Origin of the sequence: Magnetospirillum sp. WYHS-4 (assembly GCA_039908345.1) — a bacterium.
In the GTDB taxonomy this organism is placed as follows: domain Bacteria; phylum Pseudomonadota; class Alphaproteobacteria; order Rhodospirillales; family GLO-3; genus JAMOBD01.
This window is the reverse complement of sequence record JAMOBD010000035.1, coordinates 21,904-32,361: the sequence shown is the minus strand read 5'-3', so window position 1 is coordinate 32,361 and position 10,458 is coordinate 21,904. Positions and strand designations below refer to the sequence as shown.

Genomic DNA, 10,458 nt, shown 5'->3' with positions numbered 1-10,458 from the left:
GCCGATCAGGAAAGGACGACGGGCCGCTGGGCGACGCCGAACCAGAATTCGTCGATCATCCGCATGACGGTATTGAAGTCGTCGAAATCGGCGGGCTTGGTGACGAAGCAGTTGGCGTGCAGTTCGTAGCAATTGCGGACGTCTTCTTCCGCTTCCGAGGTGGTCAGCACCACCACCGGGATGGTGCGCAGCAAGGGATCGCCCTTGACCTCCGCCAGCACCTCGCGGCCATCCTTGCGGGGCAGGTTGAGGTCGAGGATCACCAGATCGGGACGCGGCGAGGCATCGAAGGTGCCCTGGCGGCGCAGGAAGTCCATGGCCTTCACGCCATCGTCCACATGATGGATCTGATGCTGGACATCGCCGGAATTCAGTAGTTCCCGGATCAAGCGCGCATCGCCCAGGTTGTCTTCGACAACCAGAACCACACCAGAATTGCTGCCCGACTGTGCGAATACTTGCATGTGACCTACTAGTCCCACCGACCTGGGGTCAAAGCGGCCCCGCCGTCGGCTTCCTTCCCCAGCTTCCCTCTTACTAGGTAGTGCGGATCGGGCCGGGATTCAAGGAGAAAAACTCCCCATGACATCCCGGTGACCGCCCGCCTAGTACGCTTTCCTAGCGTACTTTGACGTTGAACAACTCGCTTCCATCGGTGTCGGTCAGATGGACTGCGCAGGCGATACAGGGGTCGAAGCTGTGGATGGTGCGCAGCACTTCGATGGGCTGATCGGCCTTGGCGAGCTTGTGGCCGGCCAGCGCCGCCTCGTAGGCGCCCGGCTGCCCCTTCGGGTCGCGCGGGCCGGCGTTCCAGGTGCTGGGAACGACGGCCTGGAAGTTTTCGATCAGGCCGTTCTTGATGACGATCCAGTGGCCCAGAGCGCCGCGCGGGGCCTCCATGAATCCGGCGCCCCGAGCTTCCTTGGGCCAAGTGGACGGGTCCCAGAGGGTCTCGTTGTGGGTTTTCACGTCGCCCGCCTTGATGTTGGCGATCAGATCCTTGTGCCAGCCCTTCATCGTATCCAGGATGATCTTGGTCTCCAGGGTGCGGGCCGCGGTACGGCCCAGGGTGGAGAACAGGCCCTTGACGGGCAGGTCCAGGGTCTTGAGCGCGTGGGCGACCAGTTCCTTGGTCTGCTGGTGGCCGCTGGCGTAGAGCATCAGCACACGGGCCAGCGGGCCCACCTCGACCGGCTTGCCCTTCCAGCGCGGCGCCTTGAGGAAGGTGTAGCTCTTGTCGACATCCAACTCCTCGAAAGGCGGCTTGGGGCCGCTGTAGGCGATGTTGGTCTCGCCCTTGTAGGGGTGCAGGCCCTTGTCCTTGCCACCCGTGTAGTCGTACCAGGACCGCGAGATGAATTCCTCGATCTCGCTGTCGGCATTGAGGTCGACGGGATGGATCTTGGTGACGTCGCGATCCAGGATCACCCCGGCCGGAATGGCGAGGCCGTCCATGCGCGGGCCGCTGGGGAACTCGCCGTAGGTCATGAAGTTGCCCAGCCCCTCGCCCTGGGTCGCCCAGTCCTTGTAGAAGCCGGCGATGGCCAGGGTGTCGGGGACGTAGACCTGATCGACGAACATCGCCATCTTGTCGATCACCGATCCCACCTTGGACAGGCGTTCGGCGTTCAATGCCGAATCCGAATTCAGGTTGATCGCGCAGGGCACGCCGCCGACCAGGAAGTTCGGGTGGGGATTCTTGCCTCCGAAGATGGCGTGCAGATCGACCACGTCACGTTGCCATTCCAAGGCATCCAGGTAGTGGGCGACCGCCATCAGGTTGGCTTCCGCCGGCAGCTTGTAGGCCGGATGGCCCCAGTAGCCGTTGGCGAAGATGCCCAACTGGCCCTGGTCGACGAACGTCTTCAGCTTGGCCTTCACGTCCCGGAAGTGCCCGGCCGAGGACTTGGCGTAAGGGCTGATCGATTGGGCCAGTTCCGAGGTCTTCTTCGGATCGGCCGACAGTGCCGAGACCACATCCACCCAGTCCAGCGCGTGCAGGTGGTAGAAGTGCATGACGTGGTCGTGCACGTACTGCGCCGCGATCATCAGGTTGCGGATGAGCTGGGCGTTCTTCGGGATGGGGTACTTGAGGGCATCCTCCACGGCACGCACGCTGGCGATGCCGTGCACCAGGGTGCAGACGCCGCAGAACCGCTGGGTGAAGGCCCAGGCGTCGCGGGGGTCGCGCCCCTTGAGGATGCGTTCGATGCCGCGCACCATGGTGCCCGAGGACCAGGCCTCGGCGATGGTCCCGCCGTTCATGCGGGCTTCGATGCGCAGGTGACCCTCGATGCGGGTGATCGGGTCGATGACCAGGCGCTTGCTCATTATTCTTCACCTCCGCTCTTGGCGGCCTTGGGCTTCCGCGCGCGGGCAGCCTTGGGCTTGGATTCCTCGGCAACCGGCTCGGGCTCGGCTTCGTCCGGATCGTCGGGCAGGTATTCGGCGATCAGTTCGGTAAGGCTCTTGATCTCCATGTCCATCTTGTACTCCTCGAGGCCGTTCTCGAGGGTGTGATGGCAATAGGCGCACATGGTGACCACCGCGTCGGGCCGGACGTCGTCCAACTGACGCTTCTTGCGCCGGAAAACCGTGAGCCGAAGATCGTCGGCCCGGGGATTGGCCCCGACGCCGCCGCCGCCGCCGCAACACCAGTTCCAGCCGCCCGGGTCCTCCATCTCGACGAAGTTGTCGCAGACCATGTTCATCAGGGCCCGCGGCTCGCCCAGGATGCCGCCCCGGCGGCTCAACTGGCAGGGATCGTGGAAGGTGACCTTGGCATTGTGCTTGCCGGCTGTCTTCAGACGTCCCTCGCGGCGCAGCTTGTCCAGCAGTTCGATGATGTGGATGACTTCGAACTTGAAGGGCCGCCCGATCAGGTTGGGGCCCTCCCAGCGCAAGGCCTGGTAGGCATGGCCGCATTCGGGGCTGATGACGTACTTGACGCCTAAGGACTCGGCCTTGTCGACGATGCGGGTCACCAAACTGCGGGCGACATCGCCGGAACCGATCTGCAGGCCCACGTTGGTGGCCTCGAAGCCTTCCGTCGGAATGGTCCAGGACACGCCGGCATGCTTGAAGATCCGAGCCATCGCCCCGATGATCTCCGGGAATTCGGCGGTTTCCTGGGCCGACAGGATGACCATGTAGTCGGCGCCTTGCTTGTCGATGGGAACCTTGATGCCGGTTTCGGCTTCCGCGTTGCGGATGTCGGCTTGAAGCGCCGGCAGCAGGTCGCCCATCGGGCTGTTGAAGGTGAGCGCCCGCTTGGCGGCGCCCATCAGCGCCTCCGGGGCGTGGCCGGACGCCACCATGCATTCGCGCATGCGCCGGATCATGTAGGCGATGTCGTTGCCCACCGGGCAGACCAGCGAACAGCGCCCGCACATGGTGCAGGAGTCGTAGACGTAGCGCTCCCACTCCTCCAGGTCCGCGTCGCTGACCTTCTTGGCCAAGCCGACCAGGGCGCGCAGGCGGCCCAGCAGGGTGAACTCGCGCTCCCAGGTGCGGCGCATGAGTTCCAGCTTGTAGATGGGCGTGTACTTGGGATCGCCGGTCTCGGTGTAGAACAGGCAGGACTCGGCGCAGAGACCGCAATGCACGCAGCTGGAAAAGAACGACGCGACCGGGGCGTCGATGGCTTCCTTCAGGTTGTTGAGGCCCCGTTCGAGGGTGAGCTTGCTCATGACGGGGCTCCTTTCCGGCCGTTGATGGCGCCGTTGTAGTAGCGGGCGATGGCGAAGGTCAGCATGTGGGTCAGCTTGGTGAAGGGCGCCACCGCCATCAGCAGTTCGACCGACAGGATGTGCAGGGCGAGCAGCAACGTGTAGGGCAGCAGCAGCTTGTTGACCGCCATGTAGCCGGTCAGCAGCGGCAGGAACGTCAGGGCCCAGGTCAGGTAGTCCTCGAAGCCCGACAGAAAGCGGCGCACCGGTTGGGCGATGCGGCAGATCAGCACCGCCGCCATGGCCAGCAGGCTGGTCACCGCCACCGCCTCGATCAGCGGCGAGGGCAGGCCGGGCCACGAGATGCCGAAGCCCTGCTTGAATAGCTGGATGTGCGGGATGAAGAACAGAAGCGTAACGAAGAAGCCGATGTGGAAGATGTAGCCGCCCACCACCACGATGGGCCGCCGCTGCATCAGGTGCGGCCCCGGCAGCGAGCGGGAGAAGATGGTGCGGATACCGGCCGCCATGGGATCTTCCTCGGCCGGCGAGATGTCGGGCTTGCGGCCCAGAGTGAGGATTTCGAATAGGCGTAGCGCCATGCCCAGCAGGAACAGCGCGACGGCGATCTTGAAGCCCGGGCCCTTCGCCCAGAGCAGGAGGTCCATTCCCGAATCGGTCATTTGCCGTCCTCCAGATCCGCGAGGGTAAGGGGCTGGTGGGCCGCCTTGGCCCGGGCCTTCTTGGCCTTGTTGAGCGCGCCCACGCCCACGCCGGCCGCCGCGCCCACCGCGACCGCCGCGACCGCAAGGCCGGTGGCGTCCACGGTCGGGATGCCGACCGTCTTGTAGAAGCCGCCGGCATCCCAGAAGTTGGGCTGCGAGCAACCCAGGCAGGGATGGCCGGACTGGATGGGGAAGCTGGTGCCGTTGTTCCACTTCACGGTGGCGCAGACGTTCTGGGTGATGGGGCCCTTGCAGCCCAGCTTGAACAGGCACCAGCCCTTGCGCGCGCCCTCGTCGTCGAAGCCGCCGGCGAACTGGCCGCGATCGTAGAAGGGGCGGCGGTAGCAGCGGTCGTGGATGCTTTCGGCGTAGAACACCTTCGGCCGGCCGATGGAATCCAGTTCCGGGATGGTCCCGAAGGTCAGGTAGTGGGCGATCACGCCGGTGATGACCACCGGAATCGGCGGACAGCCGGGCACGTTGATGATCGGCTTGTTCTTGACGATCTCCGACACGCCGACCGCGCCCGTGGGGTTCGGCTTGGCCGCACCCACGCCGCCGTAGGAAGCGCAGGTGCCCACCGCCACGATGGCGACGGCGCCTTTCGCCGCTTCCTCCAGCATGTCCTTGTTGCTGATGCCGGCGATGGTCGAATAGCCGGGATTGCCCAAGGGCACAGAGCCGTCGACCACCAGCAGGTAGTTGCCCATGTTGTCGTGCATGGCCTGCTCGCGCGCCTTTTCGGCGGCAGCGCCGGCGGCCGCCTGCAAGGTGTGGTGGTAGTCGAGCGAGATGTGGTTGAAGATCAGGTCTTCGACCGTCGGCGCATGGGACCGGGCGAGCGATTCCGTGCAGCCCGTGCATTCCTGGAACGATAGCCAGATCACCGATGGCCGCTTCGTCTTTTCCAGGGCTTCGGCGATGCGCGGCACCATGGCGGGCGGCAATGCCAGGGCCGAGGCGAGCATGGCGCAGTAGCGGTTGAAGCCGCGCCGGCTGACGCCGTGGGCCCGCATCACCTCGCCCAGGGTGGGTCTATCCCTCATGACGGTTTCCTCTCATCAAGGGTGGGGACCGGCGCGTCCTCGCCGTCGGCGAGGCGGTCGGCCAGACGCCGGAGACCGTCCTGGACGTCCGCCGGGTCGGCCCGCAGGAGGGCGGGCATGAAAGTCACTTCGACGAAGCGCGCGCGCACCTCGCCGGCCGGGCCCAGGTGTTCGACCGTCCAGACTCCGGGAACGCCCGTTTCCCGCAACCGGCTCTCGCCGAAGGCCCGAACGGAGGCCTCGACCTCGCCCTCGCCCAACGCGGCCTGCAGGGCCGTCAGGTCGGCGGGGCCGAATGGCAGGGACTTGAGATCGATGGTCGTCTCCCCGCCCCCGTCGAGCAGGACCGCGAGCGCGTGGCGAATCTGATGAAGCACGGAAGGAGCGTTGGCGGAAGACGTATCCGCCTGGGAAGCGAAGGTCGGAGCGGGGTTCCCCCCTGGGATGGCGTCACGCTCCTTCATGGCAAATTAGACTATACGAATATTATTTCGAACCGCAAAGCCCTTTCCGGGAACCGGGCTTGCGGCAGCCGCATGGCGCAGCCAGGACGCCAGGGGGCGATAGAGTTCCTCGATGGCCCTGCTCCCGACAACCATGCCCACGTGGCCGCCGTCGAGCACCCGGCAATCCGCTCCCGGCAGGGCCTTCGCCAGGGCAAGGGCCGAATCGGGGGGCACGATGATGTCCCGGCCCGGCACCACGACCAGGGAGGGGCAGCGCACCTCGGCCGGCCGCACGGGACGGCCTGCGACGAGCCATTCGCCCCGCGCCGGGGTGTTGTCCAGATACCAGCCCAGCAGCGCCTCGACCGCCACCGGACCGGCTAGCGGCACCCCGTCGTTGAGCCAAGTCTCGACGGCGACGAAGGCCTTGGCCCGCGCGCTGCGCTTGTCCCAGCCGGCAAAGGCCTGGAACTTGCGCGGCGTCTGGTAGGGATCGAGGCTGGCGAACATGGCCTGCAGGACATCGACAGGCATCAGCCCTTGGTCCTCGACGACCCGCCGGACGCCGGGGGCGAGGGCCTGCAAGACACGGCGCCGGCCTGCATCCACCGCGTGGAAGTCCCAGGGAGTGGCCAGGGCAGCGAAGGCCGCGACCGCTGCGGGCCGGCGCTGGGCAAGCGGCAGGGCGAGCATGCCCCCCATGCAATAGCCGACCAGGCCGACCGGCCGGCCAGTGGCAGCCAAGACGGCGTCCAGGGCCCGGTCCAGGCGGCCGGCGATGTAGTCGGTCAGGGTGAAGGCCCGCTCCGCCTCTCCCGGCGCTCCCCAGTCGACCAGGAAGGGGCGGAAACCCCGCCGCGCCAGCCAGCGCATCAGACTACGCCGGCCCGTAAGGTCCAGCACGTAGGCCCGGTTGACCAGGGAGGGAACCACCAGCAGAGGAATCCCGCCGCCGCCCCGGCCATAATCCAACAGGCGCGTCGTCCCTTCCGCCCAGGCGACGGACGGTTCGGCCGGCCGGTGCGGTCTGGCGTGGTTGAAGGCCACCGCCCCGGCGGCGAAGGCTTCCAGCCGGCGGAAGGCCTCGGCCTCGACGGCCCGGGCGAAGGCCTCAGGGCTCGCGCCGAGATTTTGCAGGTTTTGCTGCAGGTTTGCGGCGGCCTCCCGCAGGTCCGGCCTCCAACTCGGCGACACGGCGCTCGAGAGCGGCAAGGCGGCGCGCGAGACCATCCAGGTCAAGGTCAGAACCGCCATGTGCAGGGGCAGCGGACGCGGCGCCGGAAGCCGGTGCTGACGCAGCATCAGGGGAGCCTCCGCCCGCTGCCGCGTTTGCGAACAGCCCGGACCCGGCCGTCATCACCTCCAGGGCGCGGGCCACCGTCTCCGCCACCTGCGGATCGGAAGCCATGCCGGCAAGCTGTTGCTGCCACAAATCCATGTACTGCCGGGCCAACCGGTTCAAGTCGTCGTTCCCGCCCATGGGTCATCCCGCCACCTCGATGGTTCCCACCATAGCCTAGACCGCACCGTCACCGCATCGCAACATTTTGCATTGCGAAAATATGTGCTATGAGTTTCCTTCGTGTTTTTCCGCAGGGGGCCCGCAGCATGGCCGACAAGCCCGAAGGCGAAAAGAAGCCGATCACCATCAAGAAATACGCCAACCGCCGTCTCTACAACACGGCGACCAGCAGCTACGTGACGCTGGACCATTTGGCGCAGATGGTGAAAGACGGTACCGATTTCGTCGTGCACGACGCCAAGACGGGCGAGGACATCACCCGTTCCGTCCTCACCCACATCATCGTCGAAGAGGAATCGAAGGGCGGCCAGAACCTGCTGCCCATCGGCTTTTTGCGCCACCTTATCAGCTTCTACGGCGACAGCCTCCAGGCCTTGGTGCCCCGCTACCTCGAATACAGCATGTACTCGTTCACCCGGAACCAGGAGCAGATGCGCCAGTACATGCGCGAAACCCTGGACGGCTTCATGCCTTTCGGCCAGTACGAGGAAATGGGCAAGCAGAACATGGCTCTGTTCGAAAGCGCCATCAAGATGTTCGCCCCCTTCTACCCGGCCGGGGAAGGCCGTCCCAAGGGCGACGAGACGGGCAAGAGCGCGCCCGATGCGGACCTGGGCGAACTGAAGGACCGCCTCAACCAGATGCAGCGGCAACTGGATCAACTCACCAAGGGAACACGCTAGCCCGTCCGGTCATGCCTGCCATGGGTACAACCCGTTAAGGCAGATCCAAGGAAGACGGGATCGGCTCGCGATTCTGCCCTTGGCCGCCCGCCCTCCGGGCGGAGCGATGAGCAATTCCGTCAAAGTGGGAATTGCTCTAGCGCCGGTAGCGAACGGCGTTGGCGGCGTAGGCCGCGGCAACCAGGGCGCCGAGCGCAAGACCAAAACCAACGGGGGACAGAAGGGCCGCTCCGCCCGCCACCCCCTTTCCAACCGCAAACAGGCCCGCCGCCTTGGTCGTCCCGGCGGCCAAGCCGCCGCAGGTGCCCACCAGCGTGGAGCGGACCATCACCTCGGCGCCGCTCGCCTTCTTATGCCGGATAAACCGTTCGTCCATCGCCATCCCTCCCGTGCCCGCGGTCCTATATGCAAGTCAGTCGCAAATTCATTTGCATACACCTCGCGGCCAAAGTCAAGCCTGTTTCGGATGCCGGCGCCCCACAGGGTGATGGCCGTCTTCCCGCTTGACTGGGCAATCCCCCGGCGCTACGAGATAGATCAGTCAATGATAATCATTCGCGGCGATACGAATGCATATCCACTCTCTGGACGACTGGCGTCACGAGCACGTCTTCATCGACAGGAACCAGGCCCGCGGCGAGCGGCGGGCTTATTGGGTGATCGCCCTGACCGTGGCGATGATGGCGGTCGAGATCGCCTCCGGGTGGCTTTTCAATTCCATTGCGCTGCTGGCCGACGGCTGGCACATGGCGAGCCATGCGGCGGCCTTGTGCATCACCGTGTTCGCCTACGGGTTCGCCCGCCGCCATCTGCACGACAAGACCTATACGTTTGGAACCGGGAAGGTCGGAGTTCTGGGCGGCTACTCCAGCGCGGTCGTACTCGGGATCGTCGCCTTGATAATGGCCTGGGAATCCGTGGGACGCCTCTTCGCCCCTTTGACCATTGAATTCGACGAAGCCATATCGGTTGCGGCTCTGGGTCTCCTGGTCAATCTGACGAGCGCCTGGCTCCTCAACCAAGAAGACGACCATGACCACCACGACCAGCATGGTCATGGTCATGGTCATGGTCATGGTCACGACCATGACCACAACCTCCGTGCCGCATTCCTGCATGTCATGGCGGACGCCGTAACATCGGTATTGGCGATCGTGGCTCTGCTGGCCGGAAAGATCGCGGGCTGGGTATGGATGGACCCCGTCATGGGACTCGTGGGGGCCCTGGTCATCGGGCATTGGACCTACGGACTCCTGAGAGACACGGGCCGAATCCTTCTCGATGGCGCGGCCGGCAAGGAAGTCCAGGAAACCATTCGCACCATCGTCGAGGCGGACGCGGACAATCGGATAACGGACCTTCATGTCTGGTGGGTGGGGGCCGGTCACCTGGCCGCCGTTATTTCCGTTGTCACCCATTTCCCGAGGAGCGCCGATCACTACAGGAACCTTCTGGACAGCGTTCCAAACCTCGTCCATGTGAATGTGGAAGTCATCCACTGCCCGGGCGAACCTTGCATCATCCCCATCCCAGGCGACGAGTCCGGGCATCCGGCGTGACCGGCCAATCGACGCGCAGGGCCCCGCCGACGTCGGCATCCTCGCGGGCACGAAATGCCGCCCCTCCATGCTCCAAGCCGCGAATAATTCGCACTCTCCGCGCGAGACTCGCCTTCCGGCGCCAGGAGAAGTATACTAACCGTCTCGTCGAATTCGATGGAAAAGGTAGGGTGTCATGGCCGTCGATTCCGTCGCGTCCTCCGTTGCCCGACCGGTATCGCCGCGCGAACGTGTTTTCCAGGCCCGCGACGGCAACCAGGCGGCCGACCGCAGCCAGGATCGGGATACCGCCGATATCCGGGCCCAGGAGGATTCCCGGGTCGATGCCGCCCGGCGTATCCGCGCAGAACAAAACGCCCAGGCGGCAACCGAGAGGTCCGGCGACCTGCGTGCCTACCAGCAGGACCAGAATGCCCGAGCGGTGGAAGAAGATTCCGCCCAACGGCGCCAGGCCCTGGTCCGCGGGGCGGAAGTCGCCGCCCAGGAGCGCCGCGACACCACCAACGAGACGAATCGCCAATTCCAACGGGCCGAGATCGAGCGGGCCAACGCCGCCTATGCGGCGCAACAACAGCAGCAGGCCCAGCAACGCGAGACCCAACGGCGCCAAGATGACAACCGGGCCTTCGAGCAGACCCGGCGCGAAGAGGTGCAGGCCACGGAACAGGCTTCCGTCAACCTGACCGCTTAAATCCGGCATTAGAATTTCACTGTATTAGAACCAACTCAATCTGTGGGCAATATTTCGTGGCAAATCTCTCAACTGTGAATAACTTCTCTCGCCCACTTCTGTTATGCTATTGATTCTT

11 protein-coding genes are annotated in these 10,458 nt (G+C 65.1%); 3 read left to right on the top strand and 8 right to left on the bottom strand.

Translation table 11 applies throughout. The features are described from left to right. Positions 1-5: 5 nt before the first annotated feature. From H7841_11145 to H7841_11115, 7 genes are all read right to left on the bottom strand, one after another. Positions 6-464 (bottom strand): response regulator, encoded by a 459-nt coding sequence (locus H7841_11145; protein MEO5337432.1) that lies wholly within the window; start codon positions 462-464, stop codon positions 6-8. A 154-nt stretch (positions 465-618) separates the two neighbouring features. Continuing rightward, complete coding sequence (locus tag H7841_11140; GenBank protein ID MEO5337431.1) at positions 619-2,331, bottom strand: nickel-dependent hydrogenase large subunit; 1,713 nt, start codon at positions 2,329-2,331, stop codon at positions 619-621. Further along, on the bottom strand, positions 2,331-3,689 hold the full coding sequence (locus H7841_11135; protein ID MEO5337430.1) for a (Fe-S)-binding protein: 1,359 nt from the start codon (positions 3,687-3,689) through the stop codon (positions 2,331-2,333). Before H7841_11135 ends, H7841_11140 begins: the two co-directional genes overlap by 1 nt. Beyond that, positions 3,686-4,351, bottom strand: coding sequence for a hypothetical protein (locus tag H7841_11130; protein MEO5337429.1), 666 nt, complete (start codon positions 4,349-4,351; stop codon positions 3,686-3,688). Before H7841_11130 ends, H7841_11135 begins: the two co-directional genes overlap by 4 nt. Next, entirely contained in the window at positions 4,348-5,439 is a 1,092-nt protein-coding gene (locus H7841_11125) for a hydrogenase small subunit (protein MEO5337428.1), read from the bottom strand. The genes H7841_11130 and H7841_11125 overlap by 4 nt, the downstream gene beginning before the upstream one ends. After that, the gene (locus tag H7841_11120; GenBank protein MEO5337427.1) at positions 5,436-5,903 is read right to left on the bottom strand and encodes a hydrogenase expression/formation protein; all 468 of its coding nucleotides are present in this window, start codon (positions 5,901-5,903) and stop codon (positions 5,436-5,438) included. Before H7841_11120 ends, H7841_11125 begins: the two co-directional genes overlap by 4 nt. Positions 5,904-5,909: 6 nt before the next feature. Further along, the gene (locus tag H7841_11115) at positions 5,910-7,187 is read right to left on the bottom strand and encodes an alpha/beta fold hydrolase (protein ID MEO5337426.1); all 1,278 of its coding nucleotides are present in this window, start codon (positions 7,185-7,187) and stop codon (positions 5,910-5,912) included. A gap of 306 nt (positions 7,188-7,493) precedes the next feature. Between H7841_11115 and phaR the strand changes: the two genes are divergently transcribed. Next, complete coding sequence (phaR, locus tag H7841_11110; protein MEO5337425.1) at positions 7,494-8,090, top strand: polyhydroxyalkanoate synthesis repressor PhaR; 597 nt, start codon at positions 7,494-7,496, stop codon at positions 8,088-8,090. Positions 8,091-8,226: 136 nt separating this feature from the next. Here the strand turns inward: phaR and H7841_11105 are convergent, their stop codons facing one another. Continuing rightward, a complete protein-coding gene (locus tag H7841_11105; protein MEO5337424.1) occupies positions 8,227-8,466 on the bottom strand; it encodes a hypothetical protein in 240 nt (79 codons plus the stop codon). 193 nt (positions 8,467-8,659) lie between these two features. On the opposite strand from H7841_11105, the gene dmeF reads away from it, so the two are divergent. Together dmeF and H7841_11095 are read left to right on the top strand one after the other, a co-directional pair. Further along, positions 8,660-9,649 (top strand): CDF family Co(II)/Ni(II) efflux transporter DmeF, encoded by a 990-nt coding sequence (gene dmeF, locus H7841_11100; GenBank protein ID MEO5337423.1) that lies wholly within the window; start codon positions 8,660-8,662, stop codon positions 9,647-9,649. A gap of 175 nt (positions 9,650-9,824) precedes the next feature. After that, on the top strand, positions 9,825-10,340 hold the full coding sequence (locus tag H7841_11095; protein MEO5337422.1) for a hypothetical protein: 516 nt from the start codon (positions 9,825-9,827) through the stop codon (positions 10,338-10,340). Positions 10,341-10,458: the final 118 nt, after the last annotated feature.

Bases quoted from the DNA above. Each gene is read 5' to 3' on its own strand.
- H7841_11145 (MEO5337432.1), bottom strand. From the start codon at position 464: ATGCAAGTATTCGCACAGTCGGGCAGCAATTCTGGTGTGGTTCTGGTT.
- H7841_11140 (MEO5337431.1), bottom strand. From the start codon at position 2,331: ATGAGCAAGCGCCTGGTCATCGACCCGATCACCCGCATCGAGGGTCAC.
- H7841_11135 (MEO5337430.1), bottom strand. From the start codon at position 3,689: ATGAGCAAGCTCACCCTCGAACGGGGCCTCAACAACCTGAAGGAAGCC.
- H7841_11130 (MEO5337429.1), bottom strand. From the start codon at position 4,351: ATGACCGATTCGGGAATGGACCTCCTGCTCTGGGCGAAGGGCCCGGGC.
- H7841_11125 (MEO5337428.1), bottom strand. From the start codon at position 5,439: ATGAGGGATAGACCCACCCTGGGCGAGGTGATGCGGGCCCACGGCGTC.
- H7841_11120 (MEO5337427.1), bottom strand. From the start codon at position 5,903: ATGAAGGAGCGTGACGCCATCCCAGGGGGGAACCCCGCTCCGACCTTC.
- H7841_11115 (MEO5337426.1), bottom strand. From the start codon at position 7,187: ATGCTGCGTCAGCACCGGCTTCCGGCGCCGCGTCCGCTGCCCCTGCAC.
- phaR (MEO5337425.1), top strand. From the start codon at position 7,494: ATGGCCGACAAGCCCGAAGGCGAAAAGAAGCCGATCACCATCAAGAAA.
- H7841_11105 (MEO5337424.1), bottom strand. From the start codon at position 8,466: ATGGACGAACGGTTTATCCGGCATAAGAAGGCGAGCGGCGCCGAGGTG.
- dmeF (MEO5337423.1), top strand. From the start codon at position 8,660: ATGCATATCCACTCTCTGGACGACTGGCGTCACGAGCACGTCTTCATC.
- H7841_11095 (MEO5337422.1), top strand. From the start codon at position 9,825: ATGGCCGTCGATTCCGTCGCGTCCTCCGTTGCCCGACCGGTATCGCCG.